This is a genomic window from Rhodococcus phenolicus (assembly GCF_001646785.1).
Taxonomy (GTDB): domain Bacteria; phylum Actinomycetota; class Actinomycetes; order Mycobacteriales; family Mycobacteriaceae; genus Rhodococcus; species Rhodococcus phenolicus.
Genome location: NZ_LRRH01000008.1, coordinates 182922 through 198663 on the forward strand (window position 1 = coordinate 182922; position 15742 = coordinate 198663).

Sequence of the window (15742 nt, forward strand, 5' to 3'; positions counted from 1 at the left end):
AACGTCTAGAACGTGTTCTAATATGACACCGGTTCAGAGTCAAGGTGTGAGGAAAAGAAGTCGATGACGACACCGTCCAGCTCGCGTTCGAGCGGGAACGGAACCTTGGCCGCCCTCACCGAGGACGACCTCAGTTCCAACGCCCAGAAGGAACGCCGCAAGCGGATTCTCGACGCGACCCTGGCACTCGCCTCCAAGGGCGGGTACGAGGCCGTACAGATGCGCGCGGTCGCCGAACGCGCCGACGTCGCCGTGGGCACGCTCTACCGATACTTCCCGTCCAAGGTGCACCTGCTGGTCTCCGCGCTCGGCCGGGAGTTCGCACGCATCGAGGGCAAGGGCAAGATCCCCCCGGGTCACACCCCGCTCGAACGCATGAATCTGATGCTCGGCCTCATCACACGGGCCATGCAGCGCGACCCCCTGCTCACCGAGGCGATGACCCGCGCGTTCATGTTCGCCGACGCGTCGGCCGCCGCCGAGGTCGACCGGGTGGGCAAGCTCATGGACCGGCTGTTCGCGCGCGCCATGACCGAAGGCGAGCCGAACGAGGACGAACTGGCCGTCGCACGCGTCATCAGCGACGTGTGGCTGTCCAACCTCGTGGCGTGGCTGACCCGCCGCTCGTCGGCGACCGACGTCGCGCGGCGCCTCGAACTCACCGTCGAACTGCTTCTCGGTGACGGCTCCCGGCGACCCGCAGCCGTGCCCGTCGTCGGCACCTGAGAGCACGGCCACCGGACGTGTAACAGGGAACACGTCCCGAACCGGACATCCGGAGCGACGGGCGGGGCCTATTCCCCTACCGTGGGAAGAATGAGCGCCCAAGACCTCCCGATCGACCTGCGCCGCGCACTCGTCACCGTTGCGCGTTCCCCACGGCTGCTCGTGGCGTCGGACTACGACGGAACGGTCGCGCCCATCGTCGCCGATCCCGACAAGGCGTTCCCTCATGCCGAATCGGTGCGCGCCCTGCGTGCTCTCGCGAGCCTGCCGTCGACGTCGGCCGCAGTCATCTCCGGTCGCGCCCTCAAGGACCTGGCCGCTCTGTCGCGACTCCCCGCCGAGGTTCAGCTGGTCGGCAGCCACGGCTCCGAGTTCGACATCGGATTCGTGCACGCCGTCGACACCGACGCCAGGCAACTGCTGCGCGACATCGTCGAGGGGCTCGAGAGCGTCGCCCGGCTCTACGACGGGGTGCACGTCGAAACCAAACCGGCCAGCGCGGCCCTGCACGTGCGCAACGCCGCCACCCGCGACGCGGAACTCGCGCTGGCCACCGTCCGCAGCGACCTCGCGCGCCTGCCCGGCGTCCAGGTCACCGAGGGGAAGGCCGTGATCGAGCTGTCGGTCGTGCCCACCGACAAGGGTCGCGCGCTCGACATCATCCGCCATCAGGAATCCTCGACGGCGGCCGTGTTCTTCGGCGACGACGTCACCGACGAGAAGGCGTTCCAGTCACTCCACGGCCCGGACGTCGGAATCAAGGTCGGTGACGGCGAGACGGCCGCGGAGTACCGGGTGTCGAGCACCGAGGACGTCGCCGCGGCCCTCGCGTTCCTGCTCGAGCAACGCCGCACCTGGCTGTCCGGTGCCGACGCACCGCGCATCGAGCGTCTCACGATGCTGGCGAGCCCCCGGTCGAAGGCACTGATCACCCCGGACGGCACCGTGTCGTGGCTGTGTCATCCGGAGCCGGACTCGGCCGCGGTCTTCGCGCATCTGCTCGGCGGGGACGCCGCCGGACACTTCACGATCGGCCCGCTGCGCGCAGCGCTGCCGCTGAGCCAGCGGTACGTCGACTCCACCATGACCGTGGTGACGCGCTGGGCGAGCCTGGCCGTCATCGACTACCTGCCGCACGACGTCGAACAGGGACGGACCGATCTGACGCGCGTGATCACCGGCACCGCGAAGGCGGTCGTGACGTTCGCGCCGCGACCCGAGTTCGGGCAGGGTCAGGTCTCCCTCGAAGCGAGCGACGACGGCCTGCGCGTCTTCGGGCTGAACGAGCCGTACGTACTGCGCTCCCCCGGCGTGCGCTGGGACATCACCACCGACGGAACACAGCAGACCGCCCACGCGGTGGTGGACCCGGCGGAGAACGACATCATTCTCGAGCTTCGTTGCGGGACAGAAGATCTGAGTCCACACCCGGTTGCGGAGGTCGAGCGGCGCGCGGAGGCCGAGGCATACTGGTGGCAGTGGGCCGCCGAACTCGACCTGCCGCCGTTGAAGCCGGACCTCATCAAGCGCTCGGCGCTGACCCTGCGCGGTCTCGTGCACGAGCCGACCGGCTCGATCCTGGCCGCGGTGACGACGTCGCTGCCCGAGGAGATCGGTGGTGTCCGCAACTGGGACTACCGCTACTGCTGGCTCCGCGACGCCGCGCTCACTGCCCACGCGCTGGTCAGCGTCGGCTCGCTCGCGGAGGCCGAGTCCTATCTGGACTGGGTGCACCGGGTGCTCGAGACGATCCCCGGTCCGGAACGCCTGCACCCGCTGTATTCACTTGCCGGCGGTCCGCTTCCGCCCGAGGCTGTGCTCGACACCCTGCCCGGGTACGCCGGGTCGCGACCGGTGCGGGTCGGCAACGCCGCCAACCAGCAGGTGCAGCTCGACGTGTTCGGCCCGATCGTCGACCTGATCTCGGCGCTCGCGCACCGGCGCGAGGAACGCGGCGTCCCGCACGCCGAGGCGCTGACCGACCGCGACTGGGACCTGGTGTGCGCCATGGTCACCGCCGTCGAGCGCCGCTGGTTCGAACCGGATCACGGTATCTGGGAGATCCGCGACAACCCGCGGCACCACGTGTACTCGAAGGTGATGGGCTGGCTCACCGTCGAACGCGCCCTGACACTCGCCACGAAGTTCGGTCGTCCGGCCGGTGAGGGCTGGGCGGATCTTCGCGACGAGATCGCCGGCGAGGTGCGGGAGAAGGGCTGGAACGACGAGGTTCGCTCGTACACCGCGGCCTACGACGGTACCGACCTCGACGCTGCGACGCTGTTCGTCGGGCTGACCGGGCTGCTCGACCCGAGCGACGAGAAGTTCCACGCCACGGTCGTGGCGACCGAGGCCGAGCTGCGCAGCGGATCGACGGTGTACCGGTACCGGCACGAGGACGGCCTGCCCGGCACCGAGGGCGGTTTCCATCTGTGCGCGGCGTGGCTCGTCGAGGCGTACCTGCTGGTCGGCGCCCGATCCCAGGCCGAGGCACTGTTCGCTCAGCTCGTGGCGGCGGCCGGCCCGACCGGTCTGCTCAGCGAGGAGTACGACCCGGTCGCCGAGCGTGCCCTGGGCAACCATCCGCAGGCGTACAGCCACATCGGGCTGCTGCGCTGCGCCCAGTTGTTGTCGGGCCAGACCACGTAGCTCTTCGCACACGGAAGCGACAGCCGCACACGTCCTGGACGTGTGCGGCTGTCGCTCTCGTCGGCGAATTCTTTCAGCGAATTATTCTGCGCACCAGAGTCTTTCGGCCGGACCGACGGTGCGGCCCGGGAGCAGTTCGGTTTCCAGCGTCTCAACCTGACCGAACCCGGAATGCGACGGCGCCGCGAGCAGGAGTTCGCCCGTGCGGCGGCCCTTCTCCTTCTGCGGCTGCCGCATGGTGGTCAGTCCCTCGCGCAGCGCCTCGTCGATGCCGTCGAAGCCGGTGATCGACAGGTGACCCGGCACATCGAGCCCGGAATTGTGCGCCCACGCGAGCGCGCCGAGCGCGAGGACGTCGGTGGTGCACATGAGCGCGGTGATCCGCGGATCGGCCGTCATCGCCTGTGCGGCACCGGCGGCGCCGTCGTCGGCGGTGTGGGCATACCGCTCGACGACGGTGAGTTCGGCGGGGTCGAGGCCGGCGGCGGTCATCGCCTCCTGTACACCACGGATCCGCTCGTGCTGCACGTGGAAGCTGTCGGTGGCGAAACGCGACGCGTCGGCGACACCGTCGTGGCGGTCGCGGGCGAGCCGCATGCAGACGACGCCGATCCGCTGATGCCCCAATCCGATCAGGTATTCGGCGAGGCGGCGCATCGAACCGCGGTCGTCGATACCGACGAGCGGCGCGGTGGAGATGCCACGCGGCTGATCGCACACCACGATCGGCAGGTGCCGTTCGAGCACGGCCGCGAGATAGGGGTCGCCGTCGGGCACCGAGTAGACGACGAATCCGTCGACGGAGGACCGGTGCACGACCTGCGCGGCCTCCTCGTCGTCGCGCCCCGGGCCCGCCGGGACCAGGAGCAATCCCTGACCGGCGACCTCGCACGCCTCGGATAGCCCCGACAGGAAGCTCATCGCCGCGGGGTCCCGGAACGAGTAGCTCAGCGCTTCGGTGAGCAGGACCCCCACGGTGCCCGCCTTGCGGGTGCGCAGCGACCGCGCCATCGGGTCGGGTCCGGGATAGCCGCGCCGCTTGGCGACCTCGAAGACACGTTCGCGCAGTTCGGCGGACAACTGATCGGGGCGGTTGTACGCGTTGGAAACCGTGGTCCGCGAAATCTTCAGCTCGGCCGCGATCGAGGCCAGGGTGGCCTGGCGGCGAGGCTGTCGGGACCTGGGCATGCACGGACCGTAGCGGTGTGTCGACCATCACGGCCACCCGGGTGGGGTCCGAAGTCCCCTTCCGGTCCGCTAAAGTAGAACGGTAACGGTTTCCAATAACGTTAGGGTGCCTGCCCGCGGACACGCCCGACGTCGAATCCAGGAGAAGGATCTGTGCGACTGTCCCCCCGCACGCGTGCCGCAACCGCCGCCGTAGCCCTCGCCGGAGTCACCGCGCTGAGCCTGACCGCATGCGGTTCGGGTAGCGACTCCGACTCGGGCGGAATCAAGGTCGTCGCATCGACCAATGTCTGGGGTTCGGTCGCCCAGGCCGTGGCCGGCGACAGGCTCGAGGTCCGGTCGCTGATCACCGAGCCTTCCGCGGACCCCCATTCCTACGAGGCCAGCCCGGCCGACGCGGCGGCGCTCAGCGACGCCTCGCTCGTCGTCTACAACGGCGGCGGCTACGACCAGTTCGTCGACGACGTCCTCGAGGCCACGAACACCGGCGCCGCGACCGTCGACGCGTTCGCGCTGTTCGAATCCGGCGAGAACAGCGACCTGCATGCCGGGCACGACCACGGAGCCGAGGCGACCGATAGCGGCGGAGCCGAGGCGACCGATAGCGGCGAAGCCGAGGCGCACGAGGACGCTCACGAGGAAGACGCCCACGACCACAGCGGCGGCGGTCACGAGGGTCACGATCACGGCGGTGTCAACGAGCACGTCTGGTACGACCTCGCGACAGCCGACGCCGTCGCGCACGCCGTCGCCGATCGTCTCGCCGAACTCGATCCCGAGGGTGCGGACGTTTACCGCGCGAACGCGGCCGCCTTCCACACGCAGTTGCACGAGGTCTCCGATCGCACCGCGGCTGTCGCGGCCGCGCACCCGCAGGCTCCGATCGCGCAGACCGAACCGATCGGGCACTACCTGGTCCAGGCCGCGGCACTGAACGACGTCACCCCCACCGATTTCACCAACGCCGTCGAGAACGGCACCGATCCCTCGCCCGCGTCGATCGCCGCGACCCGTCAGCTTCTGCTCGACAAGCAGGTCAGGGTGCTGATCTACAACCCGCAGACGGAGGACAAGGTGAGCCGCGAGATGCGCAATGCCGCCGAGCAGTCCGGCATCCCCGTCGTGGAGGTGTCCGAGACGCTGCCCGAGGACGTCGACTACGTCCGGTGGCAGACGGACACCGTCGAGAAGCTGACCGCCGCACTCGGTACCCCGGCCTGATCCACCCGCTCGAGAACACGGACTCCGGTGAGCACACACAACCCCGGCGGTTCCCCCGCCGTCGAACTCCGCAAGGCCCGGCTGTCGTTCGGCGACCGCACGCTCTGGCAGGACCTGGACCTGACGGTCCGGCCCGGCGAGTTCGTCGCGGTGCTCGGCCCCAACGGTGCCGGTAAGTCGTCGCTGCTCAAGGTGCTGCTCGGACAGCTCCCGCTCAGCGCAGGCACCGCCACCATCGCCGGTACCCCGGCGAGGACCGGGAACTCGCACGTCGGATACGTGCCGCAGCAGAAGTCGCTCGACGAGGGTGTGCCGCTGCGCGGCCGCGACCTCGTCGGCCTGGGTGTCGACGGGCACCGCTGGGGCACCGGGGTCCGTTTCTGGAAGACCCGCCGCACCGCCGTGGACGCCGCGATCGCGCAGGTCGGAGCCGAGTCGTACGCGAACGCCCCGATCGGCACACTGTCCGGCGGTGAACAGCAACGACTGCGTATCGCGCAGGCGCTCGTCGGCGACCCCCGTGTTCTGCTGTGCGACGAACCGCTGCTCAGCCTCGATCTCGCCAACCAGCACCTGGTGTCCTCCCTCATCGACCGGCGTCGCCGCGACCACGACACGGCCGTGCTGTTCGTTACCCACGAGATCAACCCCATCCTGCCGCTCGTCGACCGCGTCCTCTATCTCGTCGACGGACAGTTCCGCATCGGCACCCCCGCCGAGGTCATGACCTCGGAGGTGTTGTCGGAGCTGTACCGCACGGACGTCGAGGTCCTCGAGATGCGCGGCCGCCTCGTGGTCGTCGGCACCGGCGACGCCATCGACGCGCTCGGCAGCGCCGGCGGACTGCGCCCCGGCGAGGGCGTCCATCACGACCATCACGAGGATCACGCATGAGCAGCAAATTCACCGACGCGATGAGCCGCATGTTCGACTGGCAGGCCACCGTCGATCTGCTGCAGTACGACTTCGTGCAGCAGGCACTGCTCGCCGGCGCGATCCTCGGCCTGCTGGCCGGCATCATCGGCCCGCTGATCGTGAGCCGGCAGATGGCGTTCTCGGTGCACGGCACGTCCGAGTTGTCGCTGACGGGTGCCGCCGCGGCGCTGCTCGTCGGTGTCTCCGTCGGTCTCGGCGCGGTTTTCGGCGCCGTCGTCGCGGCGATCCTGTTCGGTGTCCTCGGCACCCGCGCCCGCGAACGCGACTCGGTGATCGGCGTGGTCATGGCGTTCGGGCTGGGTCTGGCCGTGCTGCTGCTGTGGGCCTACGACGGCCGCACCGGCGCCGCGTTCTCGCTGCTCACCGGCCAGATCGTCGCGCCCGGTGGCACCGGGATCGCCGTGCTGGCCGTGTGCGCCGCGGTCGTCGTCGGCACGTTGGTCTTCATCTACCGGCCGCTGTTGTTCGCGAGCACCGACCCCGAGGTCGCCGCCGCGCGCGGCGTCCCGGTCCGCGCCCTGTCCATCGTGTTCGCGGTGCTGGTCGGCATCACCGCCGCGCTCGGAGTGCAGATCGTCGGCGCGCTGCTGGTGATGGCCCTGCTCATCACGCCCGCCGCAGCGGCCGCGCGGGTCGCGAGCAGCCCACTCGTCGCGACGGTGCTGGCGGTGGTGTTCGCGGAACTCGCCGCGGTCGGCGGCATCCTCCTGGCCCTCGCCCCGGGCGTGCCCGTCTCGAGTTTCATCACCGCGATCGCGTTCGTCATCTACCTGGTCTGCCGGTTCATCGGATCGGCCCGGCAGCGACGGGGCGCCGGGCGGGCCGTCGCCGCGCACTGACGTCGGGCCCTTCCGAGCGGGGTCGATACCCTCGATCCATGGCGACGGTGGACACGGCAGACCAGCAGAATCGCGGGACCGGTCGGTGGGAATTCTGGATCGACCGCGGCGGCACCTTCACCGACGTCGTCGGCCGCCGCCCCGACGGCACGCTGGTCACCCACAAACTGCTGTCGGAGAACCCGTCCCGCTATCGTGACGCGGCCGTCGCAGGCATCCGCGCGCTGCTCGACGTACCCGGCGACGCACCGGTGGGCGCCGATCTCGTCGAGCAGGTCCGCATGGGCACCACCGTCGCGACGAACGCTCTGCTCGAACGCAAGGGCGTGAGTACCGCCCTGGTGATCACCGCCGGCTTCCGTGACGCCCTGCGCATCGGCTACCAGAACCGGCCGCGCATCTTCGACCGCAACATCGTGCTGCCCGAGTTGCTGTACGAGCGGGTGATCGAGGTCGACGAACGCGTCCGCGCCGACGGAACCGTGTTGCGCGCACCGGACCTCGACACACTCGAACCCGCATTGCGTGAGGCTCACGCGGACGGCATCGACTCGGTCGCGGTGGTGTGCATGCACAGTCACCTGTATCCGGAACACGAGCGTGCCGTCGGGGAACTCGCCGAGAAGATCGGGTTCGGCCAGATCTCGCTGTCCGCGGTCGCCAGCCCGCTGATGAAGGTGGTGCCCCGCGGCGACACCGCCGTCGTCGACGCCTACCTGTCGCCGGTGCTGCGCGGCTACGTCGACCGGGTCGCCGAGCAACTGCCCGGCGTGCGGCTGATGTTCATGCAGTCCAACGGCGGCCTGACCGAAGCGCAGCATTTCCGCGGCAAGGACGCCATCCTGTCCGGTCCGGCGGGTGGCATCGTCGGTATGACCCGCATGTCGGAGATCGCCGGGTTCGGGAAGGTCATCGGATTCGACATGGGTGGCACGTCCACCGACGTGTCGCACTTCGCCGGGGAGTACGAGCGGGTGTTCGACACGGTCGTCGCGGGTGTGCGGCTGCGCGCGCCGATGATGGACATCCACACGGTCGCCGCGGGCGGCGGTTCGATCCTGCACTTCGACGGCAGCCGCTACCGGGTCGGTCCCGATTCGGCGGGAGCCGATCCGGGTCCGGCGTCCTATCGCAACGGTGGCCCGCTGACGGTCACCGACGCCAACGTGATGCTCGGCCGCGTCCAGCCCGAACACTTTCCGCACGTGTTCGGGCCGGACGGCGACCGGCCGCTCGACACCGACACGGTGCGTGCCGGGTTCACCGACCTGGCCGCGGAGATCCGCACCGCCACCGGTGACGACCGCTCCCCCGAGCAGGTCGCCGAAGGGTTCCTGCAGATCGCGGTCGCGAACATGGCGAACGCGGTGAAGAAGATCTCGGTGCAGAAGGGCCACGACGTCACCGAATACGCGCTCACCACCTTCGGTGGGGCGGGCGGCCAGCACGCCTGCGCGGTGGCCGACGTACTCGGCATCCGCACGGTGCTGGTGCCGCCGCTGGCCGGCGTGCTCTCCGCCCTCGGGATGGGCCTGGCCGACACGGCGGCGCTGCGCGAGCAGTCGGTCGTCGTCGACCTGTCCGACGAGGCGATGCCGCGGCTCGACGGGGTCGCCGCCGAACTCGAGACCGGCGCCCGCGCCGAGCTGCGCGACGAGGGCATCCCCGACGACCGGATCGTCGTGGCCCGATCCGCACACCTGCGTTACGACGGCACCGACACGTCGGTGCCTGTGCCGCTGGCCGATCCGGCGTCGATGATCGCGGAGTTCGAAGCGGTGCACCGCCGGACGTACTCGTTCCTCATGGACCGGCCGCTGATCGTCGACGCGGTCGCGGTCGAGGCCACCGGCCCGACCCGCCGTCCCGATCTGGCCGGTCTGGGTGCCGGCAACCCGGAGGACGCGGTTCCCGTCACCGTCCGGATGTTCGTCGACGGTGGATGGCGCGAGGTTCCGTTGTACCGGCGCGAGCATCTGGCACCGGGCACCGAGGTCGCCGGTCCCGCGATCGTCGCCGAGAGCCTCTCCACAACCGTCGTCGAGAACGGCTGGTGGGCAACCATTTCCGATCACGGACACCTGGTACTGGATCGCCGGGAAGCACTGGCCGGCGCGCAGGTCGGGACCGAGGCCGATCCGGTGCTGCTGGAAATCTTCAACAACCTGTTCATGTCGATCGCCGAACAGATGGGCACCACCCTCGAATCCACTGCGCAGTCCGTCAACATCAAAGAGCGGCTGGACTTCTCGTGTGCGCTCTTCGATCCGGACGGCAACCTCATCGCGAATGCTCCGCACATCCCGGTGCATCTCGGGTCGATGGGAACCAGTGTGCAGGAGGTCGTGCGGCGGCGCGCGGGTGCGATGAAACCGGGCGATGTCTACGCCGTCAACGATCCGTACCACGGGGGCACCCACCTGCCGGACGTCACCGTCATCACCCCGGTCTTCGAAGCAGGTACCGATACCATCCTGTTCCATGTCGCTTCACGCGGCCACCACGCCGAGATCGGTGGTCTGACACCGGGTTCCATGCCGGCCGGGAGCCGCGACATCCGCGAGGAGGGGGTGCTCTTCGACAACTGGCTGCTCGTCGAGGGTGGTAACTTCCGCACCGGCGAGACACGCGAACTGCTCACCTCCGGGCAGTATCCGTCGCGCAACCCCGACACCAACCTCGCGGACCTGCGCGCCCAGGTCGCCGCGAATGCGCGTGGCGTCACCGAGGTCGGCCGGATGATCGAGCACTTCGGGCTCGACGTCGTGCAGGCGTACATGCGGCACGTGCAGGACAACGCCGAAGAGGAAGTGCGGCGCGTCGTCGACCGGCTCGAGGACGGGCACTACCGGTACGAGACGGATTCGGGTGCGGTGATCGAGGTCCGCGTCACCGTCGACCGTGACGACCGCTCGGCGACAATCGATTTCACCGGGACGTCCGCGCAGTTGCCGACGAACTTCAACGCGCCGTCGTCGGTGGCCCGCGCCGCGGTGCTCTATGTGTTCCGGACACTCGTCGCCGACGACATCCCTCTCAACGACGGATGCCTGCGCCCGCTGCACATCGTGATCCCCGAGGGATCGATGCTCGCGCCGGAATATCCGGCCGCGGTGGTCGCGGGGAACGTCGAGACATCGCAGGCTGTGACCGGCGCGCTGTACGCGGCACTGCGGGTGCAGGCCGAGGGCGCCGGCACGATGAACAACGTCACCTTCGGCAACGCGCGGCACCAGTACTACGAGACGCTCGGCTCCGGGTCCGGCGCCGGCGACGGATTCGACGGCACCTCGGTGGTCCAGACGCACATGACGAACTCTCGGCTCACCGACCCGGAGGTCTTCGAATGGCGGCTGCCGGTGCTGCTCGAGGAGTACTCGATCCGGGCGGGCAGCGGCGGCAACGGTCGCTGGCACGGTGGTGACGGCGGCACCCGGCGGATCCGGTTCCTCGAGCCGATGACCGTCAGCACCCTGTCCGGGCATCGACGTGTGCCGCCGTACGGTATGGCCGGGGGCGAACCGGGGTCGCTCGGCGCGAACCGGATCGAACGCGCCGACGGCGGCGTGACAGAGATGACCGGGTGCGATTCGGTGGACGTGGGGGCGGGCGACGTGCTCGTCGTGGAAACACCGGGCGGAGGAGGGTACGGCCGGCGCTGACCGCGCGGCGCGGCCGGCCGGTACCGCATCCGAGAACGGACACGCCGGGCCGAGAAACACCCGCGATGCCCGCGCCTCCAGCAAGATCGAAAAGGCCACCTCACTCGACCGTCAGGAGCCTCGATGCGATCGACAATCCGCGCCGCACTCATCACCGCGGCGTCCCTTCCACTCGCCGTCGCCGTCCCGGGCCTCGCCGCGGCCGCTGCCGCCGGTGAGGTCACCTACGCCTTCGGCGTCGACGGCAACAGCGTGACCAACACGATCACCAACACCACCTCGGGCCCGCTGACCTGCACGACCTCGCTCGCACCAGCGCCGGGCGGGGTTCTGCCCCCGGTCTGGGAAGTCACCGGTGCCGGCCAGACGCTCTACGATTCGGGCGAGGTACAGCCCGGCAGCACGGTGCAGACGGTGGTCGATGTACCGGACGGCCCGTACGTCGCGCTGGCGTCCTGCGTCAACGCCGACAACACCGCCATGTGGGTGTCCGACTACCCCGGCATCGGCGAGACCCTCGCTCTCTTCCCGCTCGAGGCATTCACGGTCGAGCAGGCATCACCGGTCGTGATCGTCCCGACCGAGACGCCCGCCGTCCCGGCACCGAGCGGTGGGCAGGCCCCGAACCCGGGTTTCGGCAGCAGCTGAGTCCCGGCCGGCAGGGCGGATCGACCGGTCCTCACGACACCTCGGACCGCATGGGACGCGGTTCGGCTCAGCGTGCGTGATCTCCGGGCACCCGACGGCCCGGTGCGGGAGAATTTCGGTATGGCATGGCTCGAGATCGTTCGCAGCGGAGCTTTGACCACAGTCCAGGATCGTGGGCGCGCCGGAGACGCCGAGGCCGGGATCTCCGAGTCCGGTGCGGTGGACCGCACCGCGCACGACGCGGCGAACCGGCTCGTCGGCAACGACCCGGCCGCCGCGACCCTCGAGGTCACCGTCGGCGGGCTCGCGGTACGCAGTGTCGGGGCGACGATCGTCGCGGTCACGGGCGCACGGGTCGCGGTCGCGGTGAACGGCCGTCCGCAGGGCGACTACGCGATGCTGCGCCTCGGTGACGGTGACATTCTCACGCTCGGTGCACCGTCGGAGGGTTTGCGCACCTATGTGGCGGTACGCGGCGGTATCGACGTGCCGGAGGTGTTCGGTAGCCGAGCCACCGACACACGGGCCGGTACCGGCCCGGCGCCGGTGGCCGTGGGCGACCGGCTCCTGGCGGGCGGACTCGCCGCCGAACTCCCGGTGGAGTGTCAGATCCCACCACCGGCCGGCACGCCCGACCCTGCGGTGCTGCGGGTACGCCGCGGACCGCAGGAGCGGTGGTTCAGCGCCGGATCCCTATCCGCACTGACACGCGAAACATGGTCTGTCACAACAGAACTGGACCGAGTAGGCATCCGCCTGCACGGTCCAGGGCCGCTGCACCGGGCGGGCGGTGACCGGTTCCCGGGCGAGCCGACGGTCGCGGGCGCGATCCAGGTGCCCCCGGAGGGGCATCCGATCCTGTTGCTCGCGGACCACCCCGCCGTCGGCGACTATCCGGTGATCGCGGTCGTCGTACCCGAGGACGTGCACATCGCCGCGCAACTGCGTCCGGGACACCGCGTGCAGTTCCGTCGCACGCGCTGACCCGGCAAATGCGGCAGAGACGCTCGGCTACCCGCGACGCTGGCGCGCGATGTCGGCGAGGACGACGCCCGCCGCCACCGACGCGTTGAGCGACTCGACGTCGCCCGCCATCGGGATCGACAGGATCGAATCGCACGTCTCACGCACGAGACGGGACAGACCCTTGCCTTCGGAACCGACGACGATCACGACCGGATCGGTGCCGTCGAAATCGTCGAGGCTCGTGTCGCCGCCCGCGTCGAGCCCGACGACCCGCACACCCTGCGACTGCCAGTCCTTGAGGGTGCGGGTGAGGTTCGTGGCCCGCGCGACGGGAAGCCGCGCCGCGGCACCGGCGCTGGTACGCCACGCGACGGCGGTCACCGCCGCGCTGCGACGCTGCGGGATCACCACGCCGTGACCACCGAATGCGGCGACCGAGCGGATGACGGCACCGAGGTTGCGCGGGTCGGTGATGTTGTCGAGCGCCACCAGCAACGGCCGCTCGTGGTTGTCGCGTGCGGAGGCGAGCAGATCGTCCGGGTGTGCGTACCGGTACGGCGGCACCTGAAGGCCGATGCCCTGGTGCATGCCGTTCGCGGTGAGCCGGTCGAGTTCGCTGCGCTGCACCTCGAGGATCGAGATTCCCGTTTCGGCGGCACGCTGGACGGCCTCCTTGAGACGCTCGTCGGACTCGGCGCCGATCGCGACGTACAGCGCGTTCGCGGGCACACCTGCCCGCAGGCACTCGACGACCGGGTTGCGGCCGAGCACCATTTCCGGACCGTCCTCGGACTTCCGCCCCGCCGGTCGACGACTCCCGCCGCCACCACCGGTGCGCTGGTCGGCGGTCTTCGCAGCGGCACGCGCACGCCGGGCGGCGGGATGGTACGGCCGGTCCTCGGCCTTCGGGGTCGCACCGCGTCCCTCGAGACCGCGACGTCGCTGGCCGCCGGACCCGACGACCTGCCCTTTCTTGCTTCCGCCCTTGCGGATCGCACCGCGGCGCTGAGAATTGCCAGCCATCACTGCCCTGCTTTCAAGGACCACTCGGGTCCGTTCGGCGTATCGGTCACTTCGATGCCCGCCTTCGCCATGCGGTCGCGCACCTCGTCCGCGACCGCCCAGTTCTTCTCCGCGCGCGCCGCCTGCCGCCGTTCGAGTTCGGCGGCGACGAGCACGTCGAGTGCGGCGAGCGCCGCCGAGTCGTCGCGGGACTGTTCCTGCCAGTGCGGATCGAGGGGGTCGACACCGAGGATGCCGAGCATCGCGCGGACCTGACCGGCGATGTGCACGGCGGTGTCGAGATCGCCCGCGTCGAGCGCCTTGTTGCCCTCGCTGCGGCGACCGTGGATCTCGGCGAGCGCCTTCGGCACGCCCAGGTCGTCGTCGAGGGCCGCGGCGAACGCCTCGGTCCAGGTTCCGGCCGGAACGTCACCGGCGCGGTCGCGGGTCTTGAGCACGAACGATTCGAGGCCCCGGTAGGCGGCGGCCGCTTCCTGCAGCGCCGCATCGGAGTACTCGAGCATCGAACGGTAGTGGGCACTGCCCAGGTAGTACCGCAGTTCCTGCGGCCGGACATGCGTGAGGACATTCGGGATCGACAGCACGTTGCCGAGGGACTTGGACATCTTCTCACCGCTCATGGTGACCCAGCCGTTGTGCAGCCAGTACTGCGCGAAGCCGTCGCCCGCGGCCTTGGCCTGCGCGATCTCGTTCTCGTGGTGCGGGAAGACCAGGTCCATGCCGCCGCAGTGGATGTCGAAGGCCTCACCGAGGTAGTAGCCGGCCATCGCCGAGCACTCGAGGTGCCAGCCGGGCCGGCCGCGACCCCACGGAGTCGGCCAGGACGGCTCGCCGGGCTTCGCGGCCTTCCACATCGTGAAGTCGCGCGGGTCGCGCTTGCCGAGGCCGGCACTCTCGCCCTGGTGGACGTCGTCGAGCTTGTGCCCGGACAGCGCACCGTACTGCGGGTAGCTGAGCACGTCGAAGTAGACGTTGCCGTCGGCCTCGTAGGCGTGGCCCGCCTCGATGAGCCGCTGCATGAGGTCGATCATCTGGGTGATGTGGCCGGTCGCTCGGGGCTCCACCGACGGCGGCAGCACACCGAGGGCGTCGTAGGCGCGGTTGAAGGCACGCTCGTAGGTCGACTTCCACTCCCACCAGGGACGACCCGCTTCGGCGGCCTTCCGGAGGATCTTGTCGTCGATATCTGTGACATTTCTCACAAAAGCTACGTCAAGGCCTTGCGCGGACAGCCACCGACGCAGTACGTCGAACGCCACGCCGCTGCGCACGTGACCGATGTGTGGCTCGCCCTGCACGGTGGCGCCACACAGGTACACCGAGGCATGGCCGGGGACCAGCGGAACGAAATCCCGCACGGCCCGCGTTTCGGTGTCGAAAAGGCGCAAGGTCACGACCAGCGATCCTACCGTTCCGATTCGGACGGCAGGACCAGAGCAGTCGCGATGGCCGCCACACCCTCGCCGCGGCCGGTGAGGCCGAGCCCGTCGGTGGTGGTCGCCGAGACCGAGACCGGCGCCCCGAGCAGGTCGGACAGGACCCGCTGCGCTTCGTCGCGGCGCGGCCCGATCTTCGGGCGGTTCCCGATGATCTGCACCGCGGCGTTCCCGATCGTGAAGCCGTCCGACTCGAGCAGCCGCCGGACCTCGGTGAGCATCGACGCACCGCTCGCCCCGGCCATCTCCGGCCGGTCCGTTCCGAACACCGCCCCGAGATCGCCGAGACCGGCAGCGGAGAGCAACGCATCGCACAGTGCGTGAGCTGCGACGTCACCGTCCGAGTGCCCCGAGCACCCGTCGGTCCCTTCGAACAACAGCCCCGCCATCCAGCACGGTTTCCCTGCCTCGACGGGGTGGACGTCGGATCCGATACCGACTCGCACGG

General features: G+C 69.8%; 12 protein-coding genes. 8 read left to right on the plus strand and 4 right to left on the minus strand.

Annotated elements, in window-relative coordinates; translation table 11 throughout:
* Positions 1–63 precede the first annotated feature (63 nt).
* On the plus strand, positions 64–726 hold the full coding sequence (gene kstR / locus A8G15_RS03985) for a cholesterol catabolism transcriptional regulator KstR (RefSeq protein WP_068155523.1): 663 nt from the start codon (positions 64–66) through the stop codon (positions 724–726).
* A 90-nt stretch (positions 727–816) separates the two neighbouring features.
* The gene (gene otsB, locus A8G15_RS03990) at positions 817–3375 is read left to right on the plus strand and encodes a trehalose-phosphatase (protein WP_068155526.1); all 2559 of its coding nucleotides are present in this window, start codon (positions 817–819) and stop codon (positions 3373–3375) included.
* An 81-nt stretch (positions 3376–3456) separates the two neighbouring features.
* Here the strand turns inward: otsB and A8G15_RS03995 are convergent, their stop codons facing one another.
* Positions 3457–4563, minus strand: coding sequence for a LacI family DNA-binding transcriptional regulator (locus A8G15_RS03995; protein ID WP_068155527.1), 1107 nt, complete (start codon positions 4561–4563; stop codon positions 3457–3459).
* Between the two features lie 153 nt (positions 4564–4716).
* Between A8G15_RS03995 and A8G15_RS04000 the strand changes: the two genes are divergently transcribed.
* The 6 genes from A8G15_RS04000 to A8G15_RS04025 all read left to right on the plus strand — a co-directional run bounded on the left by A8G15_RS04000 (position 4717) and on the right by A8G15_RS04025 (position 12853).
* Positions 4717–5784: a metal ABC transporter solute-binding protein, Zn/Mn family gene (locus A8G15_RS04000; protein WP_068155530.1), complete on the plus strand. Its 1068-nt coding sequence runs from the start codon at positions 4717–4719 to the stop codon at positions 5782–5784.
* A 27-nt stretch (positions 5785–5811) separates the two neighbouring features.
* Complete coding sequence (locus A8G15_RS04005) at positions 5812–6678, plus strand: metal ABC transporter ATP-binding protein (protein ID WP_068155533.1); 867 nt, start codon at positions 5812–5814, stop codon at positions 6676–6678.
* On the plus strand, positions 6675–7559 hold the full coding sequence (locus tag A8G15_RS04010; RefSeq protein WP_068155535.1) for a metal ABC transporter permease: 885 nt from the start codon (positions 6675–6677) through the stop codon (positions 7557–7559). The genes A8G15_RS04005 and A8G15_RS04010 overlap by 4 nt, the downstream gene beginning before the upstream one ends.
* Positions 7560–7597: 38 nt before the next feature.
* Positions 7598–11221, plus strand: coding sequence for a hydantoinase B/oxoprolinase family protein (locus tag A8G15_RS04015; protein ID WP_156665242.1), 3624 nt, complete (start codon positions 7598–7600; stop codon positions 11219–11221).
* A gap of 123 nt (positions 11222–11344) precedes the next feature.
* The gene (locus A8G15_RS04020) at positions 11345–11869 is read left to right on the plus strand and encodes a hypothetical protein (protein WP_068155537.1); all 525 of its coding nucleotides are present in this window, start codon (positions 11345–11347) and stop codon (positions 11867–11869) included.
* A gap of 120 nt (positions 11870–11989) precedes the next feature.
* Positions 11990–12853, plus strand: coding sequence for a 5-oxoprolinase subunit C family protein (locus tag A8G15_RS04025; RefSeq protein WP_068155704.1), 864 nt, complete (start codon positions 11990–11992; stop codon positions 12851–12853).
* A gap of 27 nt (positions 12854–12880) precedes the next feature.
* On the opposite strand, the gene rlmB is transcribed toward A8G15_RS04025, so the two are convergent.
* From rlmB to ispF, 3 genes are read right to left on the minus strand one after another with little or no spacing between them, the layout of a single operon-like run.
* Positions 12881–13858 carry a 23S rRNA (guanosine(2251)-2'-O)-methyltransferase RlmB gene (rlmB, locus tag A8G15_RS04030; RefSeq protein WP_068155539.1) on the minus strand — a complete coding sequence of 326 codons (978 nt, stop codon included), beginning with the start codon at positions 13856–13858 and terminating at the stop codon, positions 12881–12883.
* Positions 13858–15252 (minus strand): cysteine--tRNA ligase, encoded by a 1395-nt coding sequence (gene cysS / locus A8G15_RS04035; protein WP_068155540.1) that lies wholly within the window; start codon positions 15250–15252, stop codon positions 13858–13860. Before cysS ends, rlmB begins: the two co-directional genes overlap by 1 nt.
* An 11-nt stretch (positions 15253–15263) precedes the next feature.
* Positions 15264–15740: a 2-C-methyl-D-erythritol 2,4-cyclodiphosphate synthase gene (gene ispF, locus A8G15_RS04040; RefSeq protein ID WP_068155542.1), complete on the minus strand. Its 477-nt coding sequence runs from the start codon at positions 15738–15740 to the stop codon at positions 15264–15266.
* Positions 15741–15742: the final 2 nt, after the last annotated feature.

Bases quoted from the DNA above. Each gene is read 5' to 3' on its own strand.
- A8G15_RS04010 (WP_068155535.1), top strand. From the start codon at position 6,675: ATGAGCAGCAAATTCACCGACGCGATGAGCCGCATGTTCGACTGGCAG.
- rlmB (WP_068155539.1), bottom strand. From the start codon at position 13,858: ATGGCTGGCAATTCTCAGCGCCGCGGTGCGATCCGCAAGGGCGGAAGC.
- A8G15_RS04020 (WP_068155537.1), top strand. From the start codon at position 11,345: ATGCGATCGACAATCCGCGCCGCACTCATCACCGCGGCGTCCCTTCCA.
- kstR (WP_068155523.1), top strand. From the start codon at position 64: ATGACGACACCGTCCAGCTCGCGTTCGAGCGGGAACGGAACCTTGGCC.
- A8G15_RS03995 (WP_068155527.1), bottom strand. From the start codon at position 4,563: ATGCCCAGGTCCCGACAGCCTCGCCGCCAGGCCACCCTGGCCTCGATC.
- A8G15_RS04025 (WP_068155704.1), top strand. From the start codon at position 11,990: ATGGCATGGCTCGAGATCGTTCGCAGCGGAGCTTTGACCACAGTCCAG.
- A8G15_RS04015 (WP_156665242.1), top strand. From the start codon at position 7,598: ATGGCGACGGTGGACACGGCAGACCAGCAGAATCGCGGGACCGGTCGG.
- otsB (WP_068155526.1), top strand. From the start codon at position 817: ATGAGCGCCCAAGACCTCCCGATCGACCTGCGCCGCGCACTCGTCACC.